Source organism: Vibrio celticus, assembly GCF_024347335.1.
Taxonomy (GTDB): Bacteria; Pseudomonadota; Gammaproteobacteria; order Enterobacterales; family Vibrionaceae; genus Vibrio; species Vibrio celticus.
This window is the reverse complement of sequence record NZ_AP025464.1, coordinates 485,351-510,327: the sequence shown is the minus strand read 5'-3', so window position 1 is coordinate 510,327 and position 24,977 is coordinate 485,351. Positions and strand designations below refer to the sequence as shown.

Annotated in this window: 21 protein-coding genes; 8 read left to right on the top strand and 13 right to left on the bottom strand. The window is 43.4% G+C overall.

Annotated elements, in window-relative coordinates:
• Positions 1-68: 68 nt before the first annotated feature.
• The 3 genes from OCV19_RS18280 to mrdA all read left to right on the top strand — a co-directional run bounded on the left by OCV19_RS18280 (position 69) and on the right by mrdA (position 6,028).
• Positions 69-1,976, top strand: coding sequence for a sensor domain-containing phosphodiesterase (locus OCV19_RS18280; protein WP_065675329.1), 1,908 nt, complete (start codon positions 69-71; stop codon positions 1,974-1,976).
• A 121-nt stretch (positions 1,977-2,097) separates the two neighbouring features.
• Entirely contained in the window at positions 2,098-3,753 is a 1,656-nt protein-coding gene (locus OCV19_RS18275) for an ABC-ATPase domain-containing protein (RefSeq protein WP_065675330.1), read from the top strand.
• Positions 3,754-4,129: 376 nt separating this feature from the next.
• Positions 4,130-6,028, top strand: a complete 1,899-nt coding sequence (gene mrdA, locus OCV19_RS18270) for a penicillin-binding protein 2 (RefSeq protein ID WP_065675331.1) — start codon at positions 4,130-4,132, stop codon at positions 6,026-6,028.
• Positions 6,029-6,173: 145 nt separating this feature from the next.
• Here the strand turns inward: mrdA and OCV19_RS18265 are convergent, their stop codons facing one another.
• Complete coding sequence (locus tag OCV19_RS18265) at positions 6,174-6,794, bottom strand: DNA-J related domain-containing protein (protein ID WP_065675332.1); 621 nt, start codon at positions 6,792-6,794, stop codon at positions 6,174-6,176.
• A 307-nt stretch (positions 6,795-7,101) separates the two neighbouring features.
• Positions 7,102-7,941: an isopenicillin N synthase family dioxygenase gene (locus OCV19_RS18260; protein WP_009845327.1), complete on the bottom strand. Its 840-nt coding sequence runs from the start codon at positions 7,939-7,941 to the stop codon at positions 7,102-7,104.
• Positions 7,942-8,142: 201 nt separating this feature from the next.
• On the opposite strand from OCV19_RS18260, the gene OCV19_RS18255 reads away from it, so the two are divergent.
• Complete coding sequence (locus tag OCV19_RS18255) at positions 8,143-8,751, top strand: DUF2238 domain-containing protein (protein WP_065675333.1); 609 nt, start codon at positions 8,143-8,145, stop codon at positions 8,749-8,751.
• 124 nt (positions 8,752-8,875) lie between these two features.
• Here the strand turns inward: OCV19_RS18255 and OCV19_RS18250 are convergent, their stop codons facing one another.
• The 5 genes from OCV19_RS18250 to OCV19_RS18230 form a co-directional block, all read right to left on the bottom strand.
• On the bottom strand, positions 8,876-9,127 hold the full coding sequence (locus OCV19_RS18250) for a hypothetical protein (RefSeq protein ID WP_017067298.1): 252 nt from the start codon (positions 9,125-9,127) through the stop codon (positions 8,876-8,878).
• Between the two features lie 21 nt (positions 9,128-9,148).
• Positions 9,149-10,054: a DMT family transporter gene (locus tag OCV19_RS18245; protein ID WP_065675334.1), complete on the bottom strand. Its 906-nt coding sequence runs from the start codon at positions 10,052-10,054 to the stop codon at positions 9,149-9,151.
• A 36-nt stretch (positions 10,055-10,090) separates the two neighbouring features.
• The gene (locus OCV19_RS18240; protein ID WP_055319517.1) at positions 10,091-11,782 is read right to left on the bottom strand and encodes an SgrR family transcriptional regulator; all 1,692 of its coding nucleotides are present in this window, start codon (positions 11,780-11,782) and stop codon (positions 10,091-10,093) included.
• Positions 11,783-11,936: 154 nt separating this feature from the next.
• Positions 11,937-12,170 carry a DUF3389 domain-containing protein gene (locus OCV19_RS18235; RefSeq protein WP_065675335.1) on the bottom strand — a complete coding sequence of 78 codons (234 nt, stop codon included), beginning with the start codon at positions 12,168-12,170 and terminating at the stop codon, positions 11,937-11,939.
• 95 nt (positions 12,171-12,265) lie between these two features.
• A complete protein-coding gene (locus tag OCV19_RS18230) occupies positions 12,266-12,691 on the bottom strand; it encodes a hotdog fold thioesterase (protein WP_065675336.1) in 426 nt (141 codons plus the stop codon).
• Positions 12,692-12,831: 140 nt separating this feature from the next.
• On the opposite strand from OCV19_RS18230, the gene OCV19_RS18225 reads away from it, so the two are divergent.
• Positions 12,832-13,620 carry a M48 family metallopeptidase gene (locus OCV19_RS18225; RefSeq protein WP_065675337.1) on the top strand — a complete coding sequence of 263 codons (789 nt, stop codon included), beginning with the start codon at positions 12,832-12,834 and terminating at the stop codon, positions 13,618-13,620.
• Positions 13,621-13,757: 137 nt separating this feature from the next.
• On the opposite strand, the gene OCV19_RS18220 is transcribed toward OCV19_RS18225, so the two are convergent.
• Positions 13,758-14,840: a site-2 protease family protein gene (locus OCV19_RS18220; protein ID WP_065675338.1), complete on the bottom strand. Its 1,083-nt coding sequence runs from the start codon at positions 14,838-14,840 to the stop codon at positions 13,758-13,760.
• 357 nt (positions 14,841-15,197) lie between these two features.
• Between OCV19_RS18220 and OCV19_RS18215 the strand changes: the two genes are divergently transcribed.
• From OCV19_RS18215 to OCV19_RS18205, 3 genes are all read left to right on the top strand, one after another.
• A complete protein-coding gene (locus tag OCV19_RS18215) occupies positions 15,198-16,451 on the top strand; it encodes an outer membrane protein transport protein (protein ID WP_048660195.1) in 1,254 nt (417 codons plus the stop codon).
• An 18-nt stretch (positions 16,452-16,469) separates the two neighbouring features.
• Positions 16,470-18,974, top strand: a complete 2,505-nt coding sequence (locus OCV19_RS18210; protein WP_065675339.1) for a VolA/Pla-1 family phospholipase — start codon at positions 16,470-16,472, stop codon at positions 18,972-18,974.
• Between the two features lie 228 nt (positions 18,975-19,202).
• A complete protein-coding gene (locus OCV19_RS18205; protein WP_017060062.1) occupies positions 19,203-19,760 on the top strand; it encodes a PhnA domain-containing protein in 558 nt (185 codons plus the stop codon).
• Between the two features lie 82 nt (positions 19,761-19,842).
• Here the strand turns inward: OCV19_RS18205 and OCV19_RS18200 are convergent, their stop codons facing one another.
• From OCV19_RS18200 to pdxY, 5 genes are all read right to left on the bottom strand, one after another.
• Positions 19,843-21,009, bottom strand: coding sequence for a BamA/TamA family outer membrane protein (locus OCV19_RS18200; protein ID WP_065675340.1), 1,167 nt, complete (start codon positions 21,007-21,009; stop codon positions 19,843-19,845).
• 220 nt (positions 21,010-21,229) lie between these two features.
• A complete protein-coding gene (locus OCV19_RS18195; protein ID WP_065675341.1) occupies positions 21,230-22,129 on the bottom strand; it encodes a LysR family transcriptional regulator in 900 nt (299 codons plus the stop codon).
• A 157-nt stretch (positions 22,130-22,286) separates the two neighbouring features.
• Positions 22,287-22,712 carry a hypothetical protein gene (locus tag OCV19_RS18190; protein WP_065675342.1) on the bottom strand — a complete coding sequence of 142 codons (426 nt, stop codon included), beginning with the start codon at positions 22,710-22,712 and terminating at the stop codon, positions 22,287-22,289.
• 16 nt (positions 22,713-22,728) lie between these two features.
• A complete protein-coding gene (locus OCV19_RS18185; protein WP_065675343.1) occupies positions 22,729-23,901 on the bottom strand; it encodes a patatin-like phospholipase family protein in 1,173 nt (390 codons plus the stop codon).
• A gap of 208 nt (positions 23,902-24,109) precedes the next feature.
• A complete protein-coding gene (gene pdxY / locus OCV19_RS18180; RefSeq protein ID WP_065675344.1) occupies positions 24,110-24,967 on the bottom strand; it encodes a pyridoxal kinase PdxY in 858 nt (285 codons plus the stop codon).
• Positions 24,968-24,977 lie beyond the last annotated feature (10 nt).

Genomic DNA, 24,977 nt, shown 5'->3' with positions numbered 1-24,977 from the left:
GTTTATTTGGTTCATCATAATTAACACAGGATGTGTTGATGCATTTAGCATAATTGACTCGGAGTCATATGAAGAAAATAAAAACTCTCGATTTAGATATCCCAGACGATATGGAGCACGGTTGGCAGAATATTGTCGACCTCTTAGCTCAAATTACTCAAGTGCCCGCAGCACTGATCATGCGTGTTCACGCCAATTACATTGAAGTTTTTTCAACCAGTCGTAGCGAGAACAACCCATACAACAAAGGTGATTCTGAAACGCTGGGGAATGGGCTGTACTGCGAAACAGTGATGGAAACTCAACGACAGCTTCTTGTGCCTAACGCGCTTGCCGATCCTAAGTGGGACAACAACCCAGACATCAAACTCGGCTTAGTCTCCTATTGTGGTATTCCATTACTTTGGCCTAACGGTGAACTGTTTGGCACCATTTGTATCTTGGACTCGAAAGAGAATCACTACACCCCTACTTATATCAAACTGTTAGAGAGCTTTCGGACTTCGATTGAATCTCAGCTTAAAACCCTATTCCAACACGCCAAGCTTACCCAAATGAATCGCGACCTAAAAAACCGCGTTTACAATCGCACTAAAGATCTCGCGAGCCTTAATTACTCGTTGAATCAAGAAATTGATAAACGAAAAGCGGCTGAACAGAAGATTAACTTCCAAAAGAATCACGACCTCGGCACCGGCTTTTTAAACCGAAACGCATTTGAATCTCGCTTAAACCACAAGCTACTGTCACAGAGAAGGCTGACAGACAGCTCATTTGCAGTCGTTCATATTGGTTTTACCAACGGTAGACGCATACAAGCACGATACGGCTATAACGCGTTAGACCAAGTGCTTGTTGAATACCGAAAACGCATCGACAGTATGTCTGATATCGATGTATTAACTGCACGCCCTACTTCGGTAGATCTCGTATTGGCGTTTAGCGTTAAAGATTTGCACCAGCGCTTAGAAGAACTTTGCCAGACGCTCGTTAAAGTTGGTCATTCAGAATTCGATATCGAAAGTGACAAAGTGCATTTACATGCCTTTATAGGGATTGCAATTACGAACGGCGAAGATGACGCGGAAAGCATTCTGCAGAAATCTTCTGAAGCGATGTTAGCGTGTAAAGATTCAGGACAAAAGTTCGCTTACTATTCTCAATCCCATACCGAAGAGCAAACCCACATTAATAAGATCGAAGGCTATTTGCTTCAAGCCGTTCGTAATGATGACCTTATGCTCTACTTTCAACCCAAAGTTTGTCCGTTGACGCATCGTTGGGTGGGTGCAGAAGCTTTGCTTCGTTGGCGACATCCTGTTTTGGGCGACATCTCTAACGAAACCCTGATCCACATGGCCGAGCAAAACGGTTTGATTTTCGAAGTGGGCAGCTTTGTTCTACGCAACGCGATTGAAAAAGCCAAAGAGTGGTCCGAATACGTCGACGATTTCAAAATGGCCGTGAATGTATCTGCCATTCAACTCAAGAACGTACACTTTGCGGAACAAGTGGTTCACCTACTCGAAACCTATCATTTAGAGCCTCGTTTCTTAGAACTTGAAGTTACGGAGAGCGGACTGATTGCAGATGAAGTGGTTGCCAAGAATACCTTGGGATCTTTGCACGATATTGGCATTACATTGTCACTAGATGACTTCGGTACGGGCTACGCCTCCTTCAGTTATCTGAAGAAGTTCCCATTCGACACCATTAAGATTGATAAGAGCTTTATCGACCAAATGCTCAACTCACACGAAGACTCGGAAATTGTTCGTTCTATTGTCCAAATTGCCAAAAAGCTCGACTTAAAAGTGACGATTGAAGGCATAGAAACCGAGGTTCAGGAGCAATTTATTATTAATGAAGGCTGTGATGTGGGCCAAGGTTACCTTTACGGAAGACCAATGCCGAGCCAAGAATTCGAACACAGCTTAATCAATCAAAACTATTTGGGGATAACTCGTTACGCTTAAAGCAAAAAAGAGCAGTTAGTTTTGGATTTAGGTCTACTTTCTCTTTACTCTAAAGGTGGTGATTTTTATAATCGCCGCCTTTCTGTTTTTATCTTTCCCCTTACTATAGGCATTCCTCGTTATGGATCAGTTGACTGCAAAGCTTAAAAAGCTCGAAAAACAAAACTACCGTGCATATCAACAAATTAAAGGTCAATACGACTTTGCTGATTTTGAATTACACATCGACCACATCCAAGGTGACCCGTACGCGTCAGCTTCTCGTTTTCGTGCAACGCGCGCGTGGTCTTTGACCGGGTTAGATTGGCTGAAAGAAAAATCTTACGAATACCAAGTAGCCGCTCGTGACTTTATCGCACGTAGCTTCTCTGAGTTCGCGAAACAAGAATCGACCGTGTCTATCGCCCTGACGGGTCAAACCGTCTTAGACAACACAGCTGTTGTATTCACAGACCACGGCATCGAAATTCGTTTCCGTATTAATCTACCAGCTGATGGTCGTAGCATTCTTGCTAAGAAAGCGAACAACATCATCACTTTCTACTTACCGAAGTTTATTCGTCGTGCGACGCTTGAGCGTGAGTTAAACATCGATGCAATGATCAAACATTGTGAAACGATTGAAGACCAAGAAGCACTGCGTGCTCAATTGGATGAAAAGAACCTAGCGGCATTCGTTGCAAACGGCAGTGTGTTACCGCGTATCGCAGGTAACTGCGACCTTCCAATGAAAGACGCGGTACCTTTCGCAGCTCCAGAATCGCTGAGTGTTACTTTAAACACTCCAAACCAAGGCGACGTGACAGGCCTAGGTATTCCAAAAGGCATAACGCTGATCGTTGGTGGTGGTTTCCATGGTAAATCGACGCTGTTGAACGCCGTTGAACGTTCTATCTACAACCATATTCCTGGTGACGGTCGCGAAGGCATTGTAACTGCAATTGATACGATGAAGATTCGCGCTGAAGATGGCCGATGTGTACACAGCTTGAACCTGTCAAACTACATCAACCATTTACCAATGAAGAAAGACACGTCTGATTTCAGCACACAAGATGCGTCAGGCTCTACGTCTCAAGCGGCTTGGTTACAAGAATCGATTGAAGCCGGCGTTCAAACTCTACTTATTGATGAAGATACGTCAGCGACTAACTTCATGATTCGTGATGAGCGTATGCAAGCACTCGTGTCAAAAGGCGATGAGCCAATCACACCACTTGTCGACCGCATTGGTCAGCTTCGTGAAGAGATAGATATCTCTACCATTGTTGTAATGGGCGGCTCTGGCGATTACCTAGATGTCGCGAACACTGTGATTCAAATGCACGACTACCAAGCGGTAGATGTGACTGAAAAAGCAAAAGACGTGATTGCTCAGCACCCGACTCAGCGTACTAACGAATGTGAAACTGCTTTAGAAACGTTTGTACCGCGTTCATTGAACCGTGCTTCACTGATGAACATTCTGACTGACGGTAAATTCCGTGTTAATGCTAAAGGCAAAGAGTCACTGCGTTTTGGTAAAGAGTTCGCAGACCTTTCTGCGCTTGAGCAGTTAGAATCACCGTCTGAAGTGAACGCGATCGGTTGGGCTTGGTTCCAATTCGCGCAAACTCCAGGTTGGTCAAGCAACCCTGCGAAAGAGTTCAACGCTATTTTAGAAAACGAATGGCACGCTAATATGCCTAACTACGGTGACCTAGCGAAGCCAAGAACATTAGATGTGATGGCTGCTCTGAACCGTATGCGTAAATCTCAGTTCAAGCCTTCGAACTGATTTCGTTAAATATCGGATTTATTGTGCTTCTAGGCTTTTGAAGTTCTAAGCTTTTAGTTTACTAAAGCTTCTAAGCCACTAAATAAGCAAATTAACCTTCTACGGCTCTCATTCTGAGGGCCGTAAATTTATCTAACCTCTATTTACCTGAAGTCTTGTGTTATCAAGACTCTCCAACGCTATAAATTCATAAAACCAATCTTTACATCAATTACTTATCATCTTGTGAAATAATAAAATTAAACACGTTGTTTACCGCCACCTAATACTGTCGATCCCAAAAATCATGACATAGCTTTTACAAAACCCTAGTGATATTCAGATAAAGTCCCGATTCGACAAGTGTAACCAAATGTAACAATCTCTTGAGGCTTCAATGAACCATAAACGCGTTAAGATGCGTGACCATAAAATCGAAGTGAACCTATTCAAAAACCGCGTAATCGTCGCGTTTTGTGGGATCTTGATGTTCACTCTTGTCTTAGTCGGTAATCTATACCGACTTCAAGTTGAAAATTTTAAAAGCTATCAAACTCGTGCCGATGGCAACAGAATCAAAGTATTACCTATCGCCCCTACTCGTGGACTTATTTACGACCGTAACGGCGTGTTGCTTGCAGAGAACAAACTTGTCTTTGATCTGACTATGATTCCAGAGCAAACCGATGATGTCGATGCAATGCTCGCCAAGCTAGACAAATACGTCCCACGTGATGCCGAGCAGATCGCTCGTTTCAAAAAACGTTATCACAACACCCGCCGTTTTAAATCAGTGACCATTCTAGAGAACTTAACGGAAGAAGAGATTGCGAAGTTCTCTGTTCATCAGTACCAGTTCCCCGGGTTATCTATCGATACCAGCTTAAAGCGTTTTTACCCGAATGGTGAGGTTCTTACCCACGTTCTTGGTTACGTGGCGCATATCAACGATAGCGATCTAAGAAAACTTGAAGAACAAGGGATAGATGCGAATTATCAAGCTACAACAATCATAGGTAAACTCGGCGTTGAGCGTTATTACGAAGATATCCTACATGGAACCAAGGGCTATCAGGAAGTAGAAGTAAATAGCCGCGGACGAGTTGTTCGAACGATTGAATACGTGCCGCCAGTAGCCGGCAAAGATATCGTGCTAAATATCGACCTTGAACTGCAAAAATACGTTTTTGAGCAACTTGACCATAGAACTGGCAGCGCAGTTATTCTCGATCCAAAAGACAACAGCGTGTTAGCGATGGCATCAAGCCCGAGTTACGACCCTAACCTTTTTGTCGACGGCATTTCGAGTAAGAACTATCAACGCTTATTGAATGACCCTGCTCACCCGTTGGTAAACCGTACGACTCTAGGTGTTTATCCTCCTGCATCAACTGTTAAACCATTTATGGCTGTGGCAGGACTGCAAGAGCATGTTATCTCTGAAGATACAATTCGTAACGACCATGGGGTATGGAGAATTCCTGGCTCTAAACGAAACTCCAAATCGTGGCGTGACTGGAAACGTTGGGGGCACGGGCCTGTTGATGTCACCCAAGCGATTGAAGAGTCTGTGGATTCATTCTTTTATCAAACCGCTTTTGATTTGGGTATTGACCGAATCTCAAGTTGGATGAACCGATTTGGATTTGGTGAACCGACAGGTATCGACATCTATGAAGAAAGTACCGCCAACATGCCGACTCGAGAATGGAAAATGATGCGTTATCGCACCCCTTGGTATCAGGGCGACACAGTTCCGATTGGTATTGGCCAAGGTTATTGGACATCCACTCCAATGCAACTTGCTAAAGCAACATCAGTATTAGTTAATCATGGTAAGGTGATGCCCCCTCATATCTTGAGAGCAACCTTAGATCACGGCGAAGATTTCAGTACACAACAACTTGTCGAACCGGAGCCAATGCCCTCAATCACTGAAGTACCGGATAGAATTTGGGATGTGCCCATCAACGCGATGCGACTCGTGAACCACGGAAGTCGAGGCAGCGGCAGGCGTGCATTTAAGGGAACTAAATACACGAGCGGCGGTAAATCAGGAACTGCACAAGTGTTTGATCTTGCGAAAGATCAGGTCTACAACTCGAAGAAACTCGCTAGGCATCTACTTGACCACGCGCTTTACACAGCTTTCGCACCTTATGAACACCCTGAATATGTCGCGACTGTGGTCATTGAACACGGTAACGGCGGCTCGAAAGTCGGCGCACCTTATATCCGTAAAGTACTCGACTATGCCTTTGAGCATAAAAGTGGTGAGAGCAAAGATCACTCCTAGCACCAACAACTTAAGTCGCTACAACACATAACGTAGTTACCCAAAACATAACATAATTTCGACAAAGCCCCACTTGTGTCACTCACAATATGGGGCTTTATATTTTAGGGTTCCACCCAGCTAGGCAGTTAAAAGTGACTGTCGATTATGAGCTTCGTAATACATGCCATGCTTCACAGAGCGTCTGAAATTTTGCGGTGTTACCCTCGTCTCGGTCTGGATGCCATCTCAACGCCAGTTGTCGCCAACGTTTTCTAATCTCATGGTGAGTGGCGTCTATGGGTAGCTCAAATAAGTTCAACGCTCGGCTTCGATCCATATCGAGCTCATCACCACCAACAAACTTCCGGTACCGAGTCCAAAATTCGTTCAACAGTCTTTTAACTTCACCTTCATCCGCTTCATAGTTAACCCAATTAATATAGTAGTCTCGAAGTGGATCTTGACGATCGATGTTGTGGTTGCTTCCGTGATAACGACCGTTCATCAATTCAATGTCCATCGCTTGGACTTGGAGCCAACCATCAGGATGTAAAGTTTCTTGAAGCTGATAAAGCGCATTCATGATCAGGAAGTTCTTTTTAAACAACTCTTTCTCAGGTATCGAGTCTAACACTGGCACAAACCCAAGGTCGTTCAAATGAGCCGCCAATGTATGTACTTTCCAGCCGCTTGGCTTTTGCTTAAGCACTTCCATTATCGGCCAAAGCAATGGGTTTTCCATATGGCAGTGAAAGTTTGCTCGCACATCTTGATGATTCGACATAGTTGACTCAGTTAGCTTTTCTGAATTAATGGATTTTCAAAACAGTGGTTCTATAAGTAATCTGTTTCTCATCCGTTGCGTATCTTCTTTAATTGAAAGCGATTTTCTACGATTTGTCGAGCTTAAGGACAAACAACTTTCTATCGCTTGGCTTAAAGACACTTTTTACCGTCAAGACTGAATACCGTTTAGTCGAACGCAACCGTAAGCAATACAGGAGCTATTTTTTGCTACAGATGCAAAAAAGGTCAGCAATTTAGCTGACCTTTCACATCTATCCAGTATTAGGGACTAAGCATTTAACTCATTAGATAACGCCAAGCTCTCTTAGACGTTCCATTAGGTATTCGTTTGCTGTGTACTTTTCAGATAGCACTACTTCTGGTTTCGGGTGAAGGAATAGAGGCAAAGAGATACGAGACTTCTCTTGGCGTTCACCTGATGGGTTGATTACACGGTGAGTTGTCGATGGGAAGTAACCACCTGATGCTTCTTGAAGCATGTCACCGATGTTGATGATCATGTTACCGAAGTCACATGGAACATCTAACCACTCGTCATTTTGTGCTTTAACTTGAAGGCCCGGCTCGTTTGCTGCAGGAAGAACAGTCAATAAGTTGATGTCTTCGTGTGCCGCAGCGCGGATTGCACCTGGCTCTTCATCACCTTGCATTGGTGGGTAGTGAAGAACACGAAGCAAAGTCTGTTCACTGCCGTTAATCATTTCTGATAACGCAATAGAGAATTTCTCTTGTACTTCTTGAGGAGCATGAGCTTCAACCCAACCTAGCAGCTCCTGAGCAAAAGCATTCGCACGTTGGTAGTAATCTAGAATCTGTTCTTTGAGCTGTTCAGGGATTTGGCCCCAAGGGTATACGTGAAAGTACTCTTTGATGTCTTTTACAGTGTGGCCCTTAGCAACTTCAGATACTGAAGGTGGAAAATATCCATCTTGTGTTTCAACATTAAAGTGGAAGTTCTCTTTTTCTTCAGAGATGAAGAATTGGTACCAGTTTTCGTAAATTGACTCAACAAGCTCTTTCGGGATTGGGTGGTTCTTAAGAACACCAAAACCAGTTTCACGTAGAGAGCGAACAAATTGTTCTGCTGCGTCGTCAGCAAGGTAATCGACAGTTTCCAGTTTCATGACTTTCTTTCTTGTTATGTAGTAATAGAGCGATTTTAAGGATCGCTTTGTTGTAAATCAAACTTTTGTGAAACTCTAGCAACCGTTTGTCTAGATACTGGGCGATAACGCTACTTTTCAACAAAACTGGTGATTAAAGCCCAATTGAACACTGTTCATTATTGTGTAACACTAATAAAAACTTCGACGAGAGATCTTGATATGACAATCACGCCACTTGCTCAAAATCGACCATTATTGTCATTGACGACGCTGTATCTGATTGTATTTCTATTTTCAGCGTTTGCTCCCTCTTCAAGAGCGGTATGGATTGCCGAAATTGTCCCAGCGCTTGCGATATTGGTGGGAATCTGGTGGTTATCAACCAAGCTCACCTTCACTAAGACAGCCTACGTTTTGATGTTTATCTGGCTGATTTTGCATACGATAGGCGCGAAATACACCTTCGCTGAAGTGCCATTTGATTGGTTCAACAACATGATAGGTTCTGAACGGAATAACTTTGACCGTGTCGCGCATTTCTCTATTGGCCTTTATGCTTACCCACTCGCTGAGTTCTTGATTCGTAAAAAACTGGCTCAACCGGTACTGGCATGTTTCTTTGCGCTATTTGCGATCATGAGTGTTGCTGCGGGTTATGAAATTATCGAGTGGTGGTACGCGGAGATTGCAGGTGGTGATGAAGGTATCGCGTTCCTTGGCTCACAAGGCGATATTTGGGATGCACAGAAAGATATGCTGTGTGACACCACTGGCGCAATTGTCTCGCTATTACTTCTTAAGCTTCAAGGGCGTGTCAGAACTCACTGAGCTCAATTCTTTACTCTGAGTATCAAAAGCAACGTTGAAATGCCACACACAGACCGTGCTGTGGCATTTTTGTTTCAGCATTGTTTGCTCGTTTTAATATGACTGGTCGTTTCATCGTGACAGGTTATTTCATCGTTACCTTGCCACCAACAAACTTGTAGGCTGGCGTACCTCGAACCAAAGTGTCTCGCGCAAATTCAATCCCGCATTCAGGGCACACACATGGCTCTGTCGTGAAATCTTCAACGATACGCTCCTTAAAACATTTCACGAGTGCACCTTTACCACCTTTCCGATACTTAAAAAGCTGCGTTTTACATTTGGCACAGAAAATCTGAACCGTCTTGGTCGGTTGTTTCTTGTTTGGTTTAGCCATAGAAGTTAATGATTGAACTCTTTATTTCTTAAATTTAGGAGCGACAAGAACCAAGCTTATCCCAAGAAGTATAACGGTTGATGAAACTATAAATTGCATAGTGACAGGTTCAGATAACAGTAATACGCCACCAAGTGTTGCGATAACTGGAACAGAAAGCTGTGCAATAGACGCAACCACTGTATTCAGTTTTTTCACTACGTAATACCACAAACTATAACCCACACCAGAAGCCACAGAGCCCGATATAACCGCGTAAATCAAACCTTGTTCAGTGATAGACACTCTCGTTAACGCATTAGGTATAAAAACTAATAAGCTCAATGCCATAAGGATAACTAGCGAGCTGAATCCAAAGTTAGCGGTGGTCGATTGCAGTGCGTTTGACGATTTCTTTCCTGCCAATGTGTAAATGCCCCACCCAATTCCGGCCAGATACATTAAGATAATCGAAACTAAGTCGGGGGCTTGAGTCGATTCCGTTGGCATTAACAAGTAAACAAGCCCTGCCACCGATAACATACACCCGCCCCACTCAATGAGCGACATTCTGTTGCCAGAAAACAAGTGCGCGGCAATCATCGTAAATTGCACCGCGACAAACAACACCAGAGCACCAAGACCTGCGCCAAGCTCTAAGTAAGCGAACGAAAAGCCAAACATATACACGAGCAGTGACAATATTGATGTGAGTTGAAACTGTGATTTGAGCTTTGTGTATAGCGATGTGTTGTTTGTTAACACACGTTTAGACTTAGATTGGGAAGATAACGTTAATAAAATCAGAAGCGTAAATGCACCAGACAAGATGCGCACGATCGAAAAGCTCAAAGGATCAATCGTTTGATCCATTAAGGCCCAGCGACACAAAACTGAATTAGCAGCAAACGCCACCAGCGTAATCAGGGTTACTAAAACGGTTTGCATCGGTCTTTCCTTGTCCTTGCAGAGGTTAGCCGTGTATTAATCAACGTCAGGTTTAACCCATACTTGGCTAAAATCAAACCAACCAAGCGCATTGCACTTCGCGTTTTGTAAGGTACCACATTGGTCTTTGTTTACGCCTAACCAACAATGGAACATCGGAATCAATTGGTTGCTTTGTACCAGTTGCTTACCGAGTTGCCTTGCTGGAAACTGTTCAAATTCACCAGAGCGCCAACGATCAATCATATGGCACCATTGATCAAAATCGTCTGCGGGACTCGATTCATCGAGGAAACTATAATCCATAAGCCAACATGCCAGTGCGTCGTCTCTGTTATTCGCAATTCCCATAGGGTTAATCCAGATGTCCACATCATCAGCATGCGGTGGATCGGTTTCGTAACCCAAAAGCTCAACATCAACATTATATTGCTTAAGCACAGTAACAATGGCCTTCGCGAGCGTAGGAAACATTGGATGCTGGCATTGGTAAGCTAACTTTATTGCAGGCTTACTATCGGCTGGTGGACATTCCGGAACCTTTAGCTTGATATCGTACCAACCAGGCTTGATGCCATAAGCATGCAAAACGCCCAAATCAATGACGGTTTCTTTTGGTATATGTACAAAAAGATCGGCAGCATTTAACGCGTTTGATAAAAACTCCGCCCAAGCGGGATCTTGCGCTATACCTTTCTTTCTGTTGAGTAATAGATACGTACAGCCCGGATCGAGCTCTACTTCATCGCTATCGCCGCGGTCGGCCATTACAGGCTTAGAAAGACTTGGATAAACCATTGATGAATAAGCCTCATCCACCACCCAAACTTCAACGCGATCAATTAACGGTCTGAAACCAAAATATCCGTTAAAAGCCGTTAACACGAGTTGTTTCTCGTCGTTCTTCTCGATGCGGTAAGGCCCTGTTCCAATCGGTCGAATATCATAGTCTTCACCACGTAAAGTGACCGGTAAAGTGACTTTAGCGACCGACTCCGTTAATGCGAGTGGAAAATACTTGTCTGGACGTGTGAGGAAAACATCTACAACACAATTTGCAGGTGAAGAGACATCTTTGATATGCGAAAACATGTTGAGAGGTTCGAGGGCAAGAAGTGTATCCACAACATGATTAGTTAACAGAGGTTCCCCGTTATGAAAACGAACACCTGGCCGCAAGAAGAACCGCCATTGATAGTCACTGATCTGCTGCCACGAGTGAGCAAGATCAGGCTGGAGCTGATCGTTTTCATCCAAACGCGTTAAACCACTGAAGACTTGGCAGGCGATGTGTTGCTCTGAACGACGCATAGACTTTGTCGGATTAAGCATGGATAGCGGACGATAATAAGGCAAACGAATGACCTGTTCGCCCTCTTGATATTGCACACCTAAGTAGTTTTGAATGACTTGGGTGAGTTTGGCAGCATTGTGATCAAGCACTGACAGCGCCTGTCCAATTTTGCCTTCCTGTAAGTAGCGTCTCGCTAAGTTCTCGCTCACATCACAACGATTTTGCTTAAAGATAAGTTGAGATAACTTCCCTCGACCCGCTGCCGGTAACCATTCGACCCATCCTTCTTCCTCAAGCTTGTTGAGTACCATTCGGGCATTACGACGGGTACAACAGAGCACATCCGTGATGTCGTCGAGTTGAACATCAGAATCTTTACCATCGAAGTATTCAAACAGGGTTTCAAATTGAACGCGAAGTCTTGGGCTGCTCATAAAGAGGAAAACTTATTCAAAGGACATTGAATTCAGTTTCCCTATTTTATGGCGTAAAATCAATATTACTGACACGATTTTATTGTGAATTATTGAGTACGACATCCTAAGATGTTATTGAACCTGAAGGGTTAAGTGCTTTTACCGTAAAGGATTACATTACATCGCAGCCAGTTTCATTAGCGATTTCACGAAGCTGCTGTTCATCGTCTAATTTTATCGACCATTTACACTCAGAACCGTTAGCTGAAATGACATTTGCCCCTTTTCCGATCAATTGAATTGCATCAACTTGGGCTTGCAGCGTGACTCTGTGCTCACCATCTAAACGAACAACCAATTCATGTGCGGTTGCGATGACTTTTCCACTTTTAAACGTTATGACCATGGGCTTCTCGGGTTACTTCTTTAAATACTGATTGCTTGTTCTAAGTACTGATTACTTCTTCTAAAGACAAAACCAGCGTACGACTGCCTAATCTGTTATCGCTTATGTTTCTTCACGGCAATGGTTAAGCGGCTGGTACAAACTAAGCGTTGACGCTCATCAGTGATATTGATCTGCCATACTTGAGTAGAGACGCCCAAGTGAATAGGCTCAGCAGTACCGATGACGAGCCCTTCACGCATTGATCTTACGTGGTTCGCATTGATGTCGAGCCCAACGCAATAATAGCCTTCTGGTACGCAGAAGTTTGCAGCCAATGAGCCAAGCGTTTCTGCTAGCACAACCGATGCTCCGCCATGAAGCATACCCAGTGGTTGGTGCGTAAAGTGACAAACCGGCATGGTTGCTACCAAAGAATTGTCATTTACTTCGGTGTAAACAATGTTGAGATGTTCAATTAAGGTATTTTTTGAGGTCGCGTTGAAGGTATCTAGGTCAACGGGCTTTTTCCAAATACTCATGTGGGTTCCTTAATTATTGATCTTGTTATCGCGTGCATAGCTTTTTTCTATATTACTGGCTGTTAGTTATCTTACAGCCCTTAGTTATTACGCAAGTTGATGTTAACATGCATAAAAACCGAATACACAGAGGAAATTGTATGACGTCATGGATGAAGTTTGCCTCGCTTCTCACACTTACAGGCCTAACCGCGTGTAGCGCTTCTCCGACAGGTAGAAACCAATTGCTGCTTTTTTCAGATAAAGACATGTCTCAGCTTGGAGCGCGGTCTTTTGAACAAATGAAGAAAGAACAACCCATCAGCAAAGATGCCAAAACGAACGCTTATGTTCAGTGCGTAGCGAACAGCATCACTCAATATATTCCTAAACAAGGTTTTAGTGAATGGGAAGTTGTTGTGTTTGATAGTGACCAAGTGAATGCATTCGCTCTGCCTGGCGGCAAAATCGGTGTATACACGGGCTTACTCAAGGTCGCAGTCAATCAAGACCAACTCGCGACGGTTATCGGTCACGAAGTGGCACACGTTCTAGCTGACCACAGTAATGAGCGCCTGTCTCAGTCTCAAATCGCTAATACTGGCTTGTCTATTACTAATGTCGCGTTAGGTGCATCAGAGTACAAACAATATCAAGGTATGACGATGGCCGCGTTAGGATTAGGCGTTCAATATGGCGTTATTCTGCCGTATGGGCGGACTCAAGAGTCTGAAGCCGATGTGGTTGGTTTAGAGTATATGGCTCAAGCAGGGTTCGATCCAAACCAAAGTGTCAACTTGTGGCAAAATATGGCGAAAGCATCAGGTGGTAATCAACCGCCAGAATTGCTTTCTACGCACCCTTCCCACAGCACGCGTATTAAAGATCTGCAAGCGACGATAAAAACGCTTCCTCAATCGGGTTCACCAAGACCAAATTGCAAAGCTTAGTCTAAGTTAGATCCGCTTACCTGGTGTAAATACAAAAATGCCCTATCCATATTGGTTAGGGCATTTTTAGTTTCTTGCTTGCTAACAGTTCAAGTGCACTAAGTAGCTGGATAATTCCAACAACAGAAACTCACTGGTTAAGTACCAAGAATTTGTAATGGTAGGCTTAATAGCTGATCACCAGTAGATGCAAAATACCAGATAACACCAATCAAACTGCTCACTAAACCTACATACCAAACGAACGACACGACTTGCCCGTATTTGTCTAACGGTAACAAGTGACTGTGATGACGTCCTTTCCATTCGAACAGTATTTCAACACTGCCCATGATCAATAAGAAACCAAACAGGGTTAAATTCAACTGATAACTCAATACCACACCAGCAACGGCAGCCGCGACACAAAGTACAATGCCAAGTACGCTGTTCATCGAGAAACTGATACTTTTAAGAACATGTCCGCCATCGAGAGGCAAAATCGGCAATAGATTGAACAGGTTTAATAGAGCATTAAATACTGCAAGGCCGGCAAAGAACATTTCGCCCGTCGCCCAGTACAGCACCATAAATACTAACGACAATATCAGGCCGAACAATGGCCCCATGATTGAGATAACCACATCTTGCCAACGCGTATTAATCTTTTCATCGGATAACGCCAAGCCACCAAGAAATGGTATCAAATAGATCCCTTTGGTTTTCATGCCGAAGTATTTCATCGCTCTAATATGACCGTACTCATGGAACATTAAACAGGCGATTAAGGCCAAAGCGAACTGAATTGAAAATAACCATGAATAGGCCGCTAAACTCGCAGAAGCAAGTACGACCTTGATTAGCTTGGCGCTTTTTAGCGCTTTCATACCAAGCGACACCAACCCAATTAGGCTAAAACGCTTCTCTGGTTTAGGAGCGACAACAGGGGTTTGTTGCTCGATATCTTTGGTGTTTCGATTGCCTTCGGAAATGGTTTGGCCATTGACCAATGCTTTATATGTCATCTCAAACGGTTGCCACTGAACCGTCGACTCAACGTGACACTGCAACGTTTCTTCGCCAGCGCGTAGTGTAAATTCGTGTGTTCGTGCGTCTTCTTGGTCTGTGGTCGCATCTAATTGAGATACCAGAGTGTTGTCCCAATACAACTGTTGCCACCCTGCCATTGACCCTTCTAATCGAAGTGGTTTACCAAGAAACTCTATCGCGAGTAATTCCAAACTTAAATTCCAATTTAATGACTTCTAACGAGTGTCGATATTATGCCGATTTAGCGATCGGCGGTAAACATAAACAAAGTTGTTACATATTGAGCTATTGAACACTATTTGTACCAATAGCTAACATAAACATTCTGGTCACACCTCCAACCACAAATAAACTATTGATTGTAATTATATTATTATTGTTAAAGTGCCGCCCCTCGAAAATATAACCTCACAAAATAGCAACTATTTCTTTGACTTTATATAAAACATGAATTTAACATGCTGTTTACATTAGAGCTTCAACACCAACAATGCTCAGTGTGTTTTCAAACGATAATAATGAAATTCGATGCCCTAGGAGGGTCAAGGATGAAAACAATACAACGCTCTCTCGTTTCTCTTTCAGTGCTATTTGCATGCAATTCACTTGCGGCTGGTTTCCAAGTTGCTGAGCATTCTGCCTCAGGTCTTGGTCGCGCATTCTCAGGTGAAGGCGCTGTAGCCGATAACGCGAGTGTACTAGCGAGAAACCCCGCCGCAATGACCCTATTTGATACAGCCCAATTTTCAGGCGCGGTTTCTATCGTTGATCCAGAGGTAGACGTTACTCAAACCAAAATCAATGACAGCGACTTCAACCAAAAATCATCAGATGTCGCTCCTTTACAAATTGTCCCTGCTGCTTATTACATTAGTCCTATCAACGACAAATGGGCTTGGGGAATTGGCATGTTCACGACTTACGGAGTAGCCACTGATTACCCAGATGATATTTATGCAGGTGATTTGGCAGGTGACACATCACTAATTTCAGTCAACTTAAATCCAAATATCGCGTACAGAGTTAACGATAGTTTTAGTGTAGGAGCTGGCGTTAACTTTGTTTATGCAGAGGCCGAGCTCAACAGACACAAAGGCAGCCTTCCTGTTGGTGGCTCACCAAGTGACAAACTAATCTCGATGACTGGTGAGACTTTTGCTTTTGGTTGGAATGTGGGAGCGTTATATGAACTGAACGAGTACAACCGTTTTGGATTTGGTTACCGATCATCCGTTGAACTCGACTTTGATGACGGTGAGTTCACTGATTACACAGGTCTAAAAATGGAAAACGGCGCTCCTGGTAAAACCACAGGGCGCCTAGAAATTGAACTTCCCGATATCTTCGAATTATCTGCTTTTCATCAACTTAACGATGCTTGGGCAATACACTATGGTTGGCAGTTAACTAAGTGGAGTAAGTTCAAAGAGTTAAAAGCCACTAGTTCAGATTGTAAAAACAATGAATGTTTCTTAAAAACCGAACATTACGAAGACAATCAAAGATGGTCTGTAGGTGCAACCTACATGGTTAATCAAAATTGGACGGTACGAGCGGGTCTAGCGTATGACGAGCAAGCTGGTGAAGCGACATTAAGCATTCCAGACAGCGATCGTATGTGGTATTCAGCAGGCCTCACCTATTCTATTTCAGAGAATATGACTGTCGATGCTGCATTTGCACTCGTACAAAGTGAAAGCGGTTCGTTTACCGAAACTGATGCGGCGGGACAAAAGCTTACATTTGATGCTGAAGGCGTTGCTTACCTTTCAGCGATACAACTTAACTACACCTTCAACTAACCGTACGGGAATAATTACATGAACAACAAATTTTCTTTATCTCTCGTATGCTCAGCATTACTACTTGCGGGCTGTGGGGACAATAGTGAAAGCTCTGGTGATTCAACAGCGGCACCTTATTCAGATGCAATCAACCAATCATTAGCTAGAAGTTCAAAAATTAGCTTCACTCTTCTAGGTAATGAAGCGGATGTTCCTCTTCCTTCGTTTTTCTTGTTCGATACCAACGATCACACTCTAAATATTCCGTTAGATGCAAATTCAACGGGACTCTTGAATGATCCAAAAGTAGCCATGGGTGAAGCTGATGGTTGGAGTACTATCATGCCGTTCACTATCAATGTGAATCTTCCAAGTGATAGGACGCTGAAGAATGATGTCGTGATGATGGGTACGACACCGTTTAGCGCGCACCTAAATGCCGGTGTAAAAGTTGCTAAAGTGGATGTTGACCTGAGCACCGGTGTCATGTCTAACTTTACTGCTCTAACTGCTGGAGTTGACTACTTAGTGGCATCTAGCGATTTTAAGACCATACAAGTTTTACCTCTTAAAGGTTTAGATCCTAGCTCTGACTACATCTATGCATTAACTGACTCAATTGTTGATAGCGCAGATGAACCACTTGGAACATCAAGCTCTTACGCATCTTTAAAAACGAAAGATATTGACCAAGCAGGCTCGCTCGATTTACCACAGAAAATCATCCATCAAGTTGAAGCGTTGTTCGCTGGCTATGGTTCTGTATCAAGCTCAGATGAAATCATCTACTCATCTTGGTTTACTACGGCGTCGGCAGGTAACGTTATGAACGGGACCAAAGCTGCAATTGCACAAACAGTTAGCCCCGCAGTTACCCCGTCTGATATATGGAAGAACCTAGCGAATCCAAATAGTATTTCGGAAGCTGATCTTGATAATCTGTATACATTTACAGTTGATGGAACGAAACAGGATTTTGCTACAGCTGTACAAGCTGACGCGATGTTTAAGAGTGCATTTGGTGACGATGCTGCAACACAATTAGCTGCGGGTTATAACACTAACTTTTCAACACCAGCAGCAGCTTCTATTCAAGTGTATCGAGGAACAGTTGAATTACCGTACTTCCTGTCAGATTCGTTAACTAACAATGCGTGGAAAACAACGCCTTGGCGCAGTGCGATGCCTAGTGTTTTAACTATCTTGAATGTCCTCAGCTCAGGAAGTGACTCGGACAAAACAGCTATTGCTACACAGCTGGCAGGTTTAGGGATCACAGAGCCTGCTACTCAACTCTATCAAGCAGAGTACCAACAATTACTCATTGGAGAAAAGTTAACTCTTGCAAGCGGAGAGCAATTGGATAGCGCTAGAGTTATGACGAAATACAGCGCTGTACCGCAAATTCGAGCAGCAAAGTCAGTGCCATTCGTTATGTTTGTACCTGAAGGAGCAGCTATCGACAGCAGTTTACCAATTTTACAGTACCAACACGGTATCACTAGCATCAAAGAGAGTGCTTATGCTTTTGCGATGCAGCATATTGGCGGCGCACTTACTGGAGCAGCACCATACAAACCCTATGCAATTATTGCTATCGACCAACCACTTCACGGTCAACGCGCACTAAGTGCAGATGTTGTTACGACACCAACAACACCTACTGTATACATGAATCTTGAGTATTTACCTGTTGCACGAGATAACATCCGTCAGAGCGCCATTGATGGTCTTGGAGTTCGTTTTGCGTTAAATTCTGCTACTGATGCAGCATTTAGTAACCTCGACAAAACGAATGTGTCTCTATTTGGGCATTCTATCGGGGCGATTACAGGTATCAGCTCTTATACCGTTGGTAACAGTTCGTTGAACCCTGCTATTGATTCTATGTTTAGTTATACAAGTGCAACACTTGCTAACCCAGGTGGTGGCATTGCACCTTTCTTGCTTAAGTCAGGCTCGTTTTCTCCTGAGATTAAGCACACCGTGAGCCTATCAAGTGTAACCGAGTACCAAGCACATTATGTAAGTAACTGTGTGCCAGTCAGTAAGTCAGGTGGTGATTGCTTTAATGAATACTACACAGCCCTAAGTAATGATAGTGCTTCAGCCTCAGACAAAGCAGTCAAAGCGACAATCGATTCGACCCTTACTTCATTCACTTATGCTGCGCAAACAGTTCTAGATAACGTTGACCCATATAATATTGCATCTACAACTACGGGACCTGTGCTTGGTATTCAAGCGAATGGTGACGAAACGATACCAAACTCGGTCGCTGAGTTTCCAACAGCAGGTACCGAACCCCTGTTTAAAAAGTTATCCTTGGTTAATACTGCACTGGACTCTTCGGGAGACAAGCTGGCTTCGTATTTTGACAAAGCATCTTCAGAAGCAGACCACTCCACTGTAATTTCTCAGCAAAATGCTGGTGATGCAGCAGCCAACGCAGAAATGACCTCACAAATTGTACAATTTACCTTGTCGCAAGGTACTGGCATTGCAACCGTAACCGCTGGCTTGTTAGATGCGAGTAAGTAAGCGCATGAGCAAAATTTAATTTAACCAAATGCCAGCCTAACCGCTGGCATTTTTGTATCTGTCGTTCGAACAAGTCCCCTAGTTAACCGTTTGCATAAAACTTTAAAACACAAATGGTTGATCTCAGCTAAAATTAATCAAGACAGAATACCGTACGACCTCTTTCTTTATTGTAAATAAAGTGGATAATAGCCCCGTAATTTAATACCTAATAAATGTGAGTCCATTATGTCTTCTGAAGCTACTATGCTAGAACGCTGCCAATCTAAATGTGAACTATGTGGTTCTGATTCTTCTCTTACTGCATACGCAGTACCGCCACACAGCCACGTAACAGTGGATCACGGCATCATGGTATGTGACAAATGTCTTGGTGAGATTGACGATCCTAAAGATATCAACCACTGGCGTTGTCTGACTGACAGCATGTGGAGTCAAGAAGCGCCAGTTCAAGTAACTGCATGGCGTCAACTTACTCGTCTGAACACAGAAAGCTGGGCTCAAGACGCGCTAGACATGATGTACCTTGAAGAAGAAACATCAGTTTGGGCACAAATCGGTATGTCTGCTGATGACAAGCCTCTTGACGTGAACGGCGTTGAACTTAAGAAAGGTGACGACGTAACAGTAATCAAAGACCTGCCAATCAAAGGTACTAACCAAGTGATTAAGCAAGGTACTGTTATCCGTGGTATCAGCGTTGGTGACGATCCTAAGCTTGTTTCTGGTAAAACAAACGGCGGTCAATCAATGTACGTAATCGCTGAGTTCTGCCGTAAGAAGTAATCTTACTGTAAGCAAGTGATAGAAAAAGAAAAGGCGCTAATTAGCGCCTTTTTTCTTGGAAAGTTTACCCTATTCCGTTGTTCTAGAAACCACTCCCCACGTTAAAGTAGATAGCGCGTTCTTCATGGCTTTGCGCATAATCCATCCCAAGGTGCAAACCGTAACGTCTCGCGATTTGGTATCGAAAGCCGACACCTCCGGCATTTACGGTACTGTCGTGGCTTATGCCGTTATCTTGCTTTGCAACCCCTGAACCGTAAAACCCAGACACCTTCCAACGATGATTGATACTGTAAGTCAGTTGTCCTTGAAGGGTTTCAATTTCATCCCCTTGATAGCGAAATGAAGACACACCTCTTAATTCAACATAGGGCTTAGCTGTTGGAGACACAAATCCATCACCTTGCTCATAATTTTGATAATTACCCGCTACCCCAAGTGTCCACTTTTCTGACACTGGAATATAACCTTCCCCTTCAATATTTAAGTTGCGGTAGTTTGAATCACTACCAATCGCCTCGTCAAATACCATGTAGTCTGCAGAAAATCGGTATCCTTTTGTTGGGTAAAACAAATTGTTCCTTGTATCGAACTCAGCTTCAATACCTAAACCAGATGTCACAGATTCAGTGCCTAGGGTAAGCTCCATGAGCTTGTCGACCAAGTTATTATCAGATTCAACTTTAGACTGGGCTAATAACTGTTTCACACCAATCATCCAAGGCGTGTTACCAATTCTGAATTGTACCTTTTGTGACAGTATAGCGACTGAAGTTTTTGTGCCAAACTTTAGCTCTAAATCTTTCCCGCCAAGAGTAAACTTCTGATATAAATCAACATTTGCAACACCAAAGCCGCCACCTCCCGTGTAGCGAATTGAATCATTCATCCATGAACGTCTGTGGCCGCCAAAAACAAACCAGGTTTCATTTTCAGTTCCCAAAGCACCGACAACACTCATCGCAGACGGAACGAGTTGCGCGCCACCATCAATAGCCTTTAATGTAGCTTTTTTACGAACTCGTTTTTCTTCTTCACTCTCATGTAGAAATAACCCAGCAACACCACCACCATAACCAACTGCAGGCTCTGTAATTAAGATTGGTATAGGTAAGAATCCAGTCGCATTTTCTGCGATATGATGACCCATATCAAATTGACCATCAATAGGGTCGTAAAAAGATGCCATTGAAGTAAAAGGGGTAAGTAAAGAACTTAAGAATAGCGCAAGCACACCACAGCGGTTCATATAAATTGCCTCAAAAAAACCGAGGCGTTGGCCTCGGCTGAAAAGTGTGCATCCATGCAATAAACAGTTGAAATTAAGAATTTGCTCTGAAGGGTAAGACCCTGCCAGCACAATAATAATAGCGATTCGAGCGTCATTTCCCTACTCTTATATAGAGGATGCCGCCCTACAAAAATGGGGGGGGGGGCTGAACCACAACTGTGTATTTTATAACGCTAGGCTAATTGGACAACTTTGCTGTATAACCCTTGATGACTGATAACATCGACCGTTTGACTTCTTCCATTTGCTTCGAATGCGGACACCAAAGCGCGAAGCCAAACTTCAAGCCCGACAGCATCTCTGATGCCCTAATAGGCTCAATGTCGTGATATGCAAATTCGTTGTCAGAAAAAGTTGTCGGCAGTAAAGCCCAACCTAATTCGGCTTCCACCATCTTAATCACCAAGCCTAACTGATCGACCTGTTCATTGTCTGAGCTGAATGTGACTTTATCAGACAAACCCTCTTCAATCAGCGATCGCAAGATAAACTGCTTTGAACTTTTTAAGGCGGTAAACAGCTCGTCGGGATCAAGCGATGCAAGCTTGCCATTCTTTTTGACGAAAGGAAGAAATTCAATGTGTCCCAGGAAGCTGGAATCTAGGCTGTGTATTCCACGACTTTCATGTACATTCACTAACCCGAAATGATAATCGCCATTTTGGAGTCCGTGTTTGATATCTGATTTATTTCGAACTAAAAAGTTCACTCGCATCATTGGGAAGTCACCACTCAACTTCTTGCGAATATCAAGCAGCAAGTCGTGAGGAACAACATTAGAGTACGCGAAAGTGATGCTTTCTAACCCACCATAGGAAAGGCTCAGTGCCACTTTGTCAAAAGTGCGCGCCTGCTCAATGGTTTGCTTAGCGTAGTGGTAAAGATGATGACCATCTTCTGTCGGCGTTACAGAGCGCCCAACCCTTTCAAATAGGCTTACCGCGAGTTGGTCTTCAAGGTTAGTAATAACCTGCCCGATTGTCGTTCTGTGTTTATTGAGTTTAACGGCGGCTTTACTGAAGGAAAGCTGGTCATAAACGGTAACGAACGCGAGAAGTTGTTCAATACTGAAATTCATTTTGTTGTGCTTACTTTTAATCGTTATCTATTTAAATTATCACAGGTTGACGAAATATCTACTTTGTCAGAATAATATTAGTGAAATAATTCGTCGATTTGAAACAAAAAAACCTACTTGAGCCAGTAGGTTTTATCTTTGATGTTATACCGAAAACTTAAATGTATTCGATAACTCGAGCTAGGTAGTTAAAGTCGCCTGAATCACCGTGGTAATTGCGGTAAACATCGACACTGAAATACTTAGGTTGCTCCACTTGAATATGCTCAGCAATTCGCTGCTCGATGGATTCTAGAGTTTCACCTGTTTGCGAGTAAATGTATTTCTTGGTGGTCTTTTGAAGCTGGCGCTCTTTGGCTTCCTTGTGTGTGACGTAATTGTTCACCTCAACCCACTGACCAATGTAGTCAATCGCCACGTAGTCTGAATTTTCTTCAACCATGAACAACGCCGCTTCCTGCTGAACGTCGGCCAGTTGTAGCATATCGTTATCGACTTTTTGCTGATCCATTGAGGTCACGCTTTGTGCCATTGTAGCGCTAGACGTCGCCATGATAAGTAGCGTTAATACTGTTTTATTCATTTTACAATATCCCTAATTAAGGTAATTCGGTTACCCAAGGTTTGCCCTGAGTTGCTTTGTGATAACCATATTCATATATGGTTAATAAGTAGTGTTCATCAAACATGTCTTTGGTTCGTTTGGCATAACCAAAATCGTGCTCGATGTAAGTAAATTGCATATCAATGTTGTTGATTTCGCTGATGTATTTCATTCGATATAAATCACCACGTGTTTGAGCAAGAGTCAGGCTGGATACGCTGTTTGCCACTAAATCTAAACCCTTATCTCTCAGCGAGTGGTACGGCGCTTTCAGTGCGCCATTTCGAATAACATCGAGCTGTGGTGGTTTTTCTAACCCAAGAGCATCTGAGATCTGCTGATAGTCGAAGTTTGATGGATTGAAGAACACTTGAGCGGCTAAACCACCGTCGACGTGCAACTCTTCATAACTTTTACCTTCATATTTCACATCGATAAACTGCGGCGGGAACACGCCAGGAATGGAGGCACTTGCTGCTAAAACCTTATATATAAGTTCAGACTTATCCGGCATGTCACTATTTGCAATTGCGCCGACATTCCAAATCACGAGCTCCCCAGAATCAAAGTGTGTGCTGCCAATAAATAAACGCTTACCGCTGCGGTGTCGCGCAGCAATTTGCTCGATCATCTGTTCAGGGAACGCCTGAGCGATAAATTGATTCAATTTTTTACCGTCAGTAAAAGCATCTTTAAACACGGTGTTTAAAAAGTTCTTTTTGCCAAGCACTGATTTGTCATTGATGGTTAGCATCACCTTCTTCATCTTCGGAAATGCATCTCCGCCGATGAATACAAATGGTGCCATTAGCGCTCCTGCACTGATGCCAGTCACTATTGAGTAGTCTTTCATTTGGCCAGACTCTTGCAGCCCTATCAAAATACCGGCTCCAAAGGCTCCGTTCACGCCGCCTCCTGACAAAGCTAAGATATTTAGTTGGTCACCTGACACGGTAATTGGAGTGGTTTGATCGGTTGGAGAGTATAAGAAGTCTGGATTCTCACTCGCCCACATACGCAAAGGCTCTTTTTCTGATATCGCTTCTTCTACAACCACTTCTTTGTAATTGTCTTTGTGTACACGTACATCCAACGTGTGGGGTGAGCTACATGCCACTACGAGGAATGACAAAGCAACGGTAAAACCCGAGGAAATTAGACGGTTCATAATTAGGCTCATTTAATGTTCTCTAAAATGATTCAGAGACTCTGTTTAATAAAAAACGATAAACAGAGAAGTTAATAAATAGGGATAAAGTGAAGTCCGTCTCTTTCTGGGAGTAATATAGCTAGGTTTAGGCTTAGCTCGTAATCTCGTTTGTAGGATGCGACCCATCGAATAGGTACACCCTCAACCGCTATTGGAGTTAAACGTTCTATCCAATTTTGACCACGTTGAAATCGTGGGTAGGCTCTACAAATTCATATTGTGCATTGATCGTTTGTAGCTCCCAAGTGCCATAACTTTTAGTTAGCTCCAACACACCATAGACCGCGTTATTGGCATGTCGGAATGCAGCAACGGGAGACATTCTCTTTATTAACCCTGCGGTAAAAAGGCCAGAGATAAGGTCACCGACTCCAACCGGTTGTTGAGCAAATTCAATGTTCGGTCGTTGGGCTAAATAACATGCCTTTTTTGTTGCTAAAATCATACTGAACGCGTCATCGGGTAATGAGTGAAGATGCTTCACAAGCACCATCTTTGGCCCAAGCTCCAATGCTTTCTTACATGCAGTAACCGCATCGTAAAGTGAGAGGATTTTAGTTCCTGTCAATTCGCTTAGTTCAAATTGGTTTGGCACGATGACATCGGCAATAGGCAACAAGTGCTTGGTAATGGCGGTTTTAACGCCATCATCAACAATACAACCTTTATCTGGGTCACCCATTACAGGGTCACAAACATAAAGTGCATTGTGGTTCTTTTCTTTAATTAGATTAACCGACTCGGCAACCGCTTTACATTGGTCTGCACTTCCCTGATAACCCGATAGGATCGCACCACAGTCTTTCAATACGTTGATGTTTTCTAAGCCTCGAATCAAGTTTCGAATATCATCTGAGCCGAATGTTTGCCCAGTCCAACCTTGTTGATATTGAGTGTGATTAGAGAACTGAACAGTATGGATTGGCCACACATCAAGTCCCATTCTTTGGATTGGAAAAACCACAGAACTGTTTCCTGCATGCCCATAAACCACGTGAGATTGAATAGAAATAATGCTTTTCATACGCCGCTCT

Bases quoted from the DNA above. Each gene is read 5' to 3' on its own strand.
- OCV19_RS18190 (WP_065675342.1), bottom strand. From the start codon at position 22,712: ATGAATAAAACAGTATTAACGCTACTTATCATGGCGACGTCTAGCGCT.
- OCV19_RS18235 (WP_065675335.1), bottom strand. From the start codon at position 12,170: ATGGTCATAACGTTTAAAAGTGGAAAAGTCATCGCAACCGCACATGAA.
- OCV19_RS18260 (WP_009845327.1), bottom strand. From the start codon at position 7,941: ATGAAACTGGAAACTGTCGATTACCTTGCTGACGACGCAGCAGAACAA.
- OCV19_RS18210 (WP_065675339.1), top strand. From the start codon at position 16,470: ATGAACAACAAATTTTCTTTATCTCTCGTATGCTCAGCATTACTACTT.
- OCV19_RS18240 (WP_055319517.1), bottom strand. From the start codon at position 11,782: ATGAGCAGCCCAAGACTTCGCGTTCAATTTGAAACCCTGTTTGAATAC.
- OCV19_RS18275 (WP_065675330.1), top strand. From the start codon at position 2,098: ATGGATCAGTTGACTGCAAAGCTTAAAAAGCTCGAAAAACAAAACTAC.
- OCV19_RS18215 (WP_048660195.1), top strand. From the start codon at position 15,198: ATGAAAACAATACAACGCTCTCTCGTTTCTCTTTCAGTGCTATTTGCA.
- OCV19_RS18225 (WP_065675337.1), top strand. From the start codon at position 12,832: ATGACGTCATGGATGAAGTTTGCCTCGCTTCTCACACTTACAGGCCTA.
- pdxY (WP_065675344.1), bottom strand. From the start codon at position 24,967: ATGAAAAGCATTATTTCTATTCAATCTCACGTGGTTTATGGGCATGCA.
- OCV19_RS18230 (WP_065675336.1), bottom strand. From the start codon at position 12,691: ATGAGTATTTGGAAAAAGCCCGTTGACCTAGATACCTTCAACGCGACC.
- OCV19_RS18250 (WP_017067298.1), bottom strand. From the start codon at position 9,127: ATGGCTAAACCAAACAAGAAACAACCGACCAAGACGGTTCAGATTTTC.
- OCV19_RS18200 (WP_065675340.1), bottom strand. From the start codon at position 21,009: ATGAACCGCTGTGGTGTGCTTGCGCTATTCTTAAGTTCTTTACTTACC.
- OCV19_RS18205 (WP_017060062.1), top strand. From the start codon at position 19,203: ATGTCTTCTGAAGCTACTATGCTAGAACGCTGCCAATCTAAATGTGAA.
- OCV19_RS18265 (WP_065675332.1), bottom strand. From the start codon at position 6,794: ATGTCGAATCATCAAGATGTGCGAGCAAACTTTCACTGCCATATGGAA.
- OCV19_RS18185 (WP_065675343.1), bottom strand. From the start codon at position 23,901: ATGAACCGTCTAATTTCCTCGGGTTTTACCGTTGCTTTGTCATTCCTC.
- OCV19_RS18245 (WP_065675334.1), bottom strand. From the start codon at position 10,054: ATGCAAACCGTTTTAGTAACCCTGATTACGCTGGTGGCGTTTGCTGCT.
- OCV19_RS18255 (WP_065675333.1), top strand. From the start codon at position 8,143: ATGACAATCACGCCACTTGCTCAAAATCGACCATTATTGTCATTGACG.
- OCV19_RS18195 (WP_065675341.1), bottom strand. From the start codon at position 22,129: ATGAATTTCAGTATTGAACAACTTCTCGCGTTCGTTACCGTTTATGAC.
- OCV19_RS18280 (WP_065675329.1), top strand. From the start codon at position 69: ATGAAGAAAATAAAAACTCTCGATTTAGATATCCCAGACGATATGGAG.
- mrdA (WP_065675331.1), top strand. From the start codon at position 4,130: ATGAACCATAAACGCGTTAAGATGCGTGACCATAAAATCGAAGTGAAC.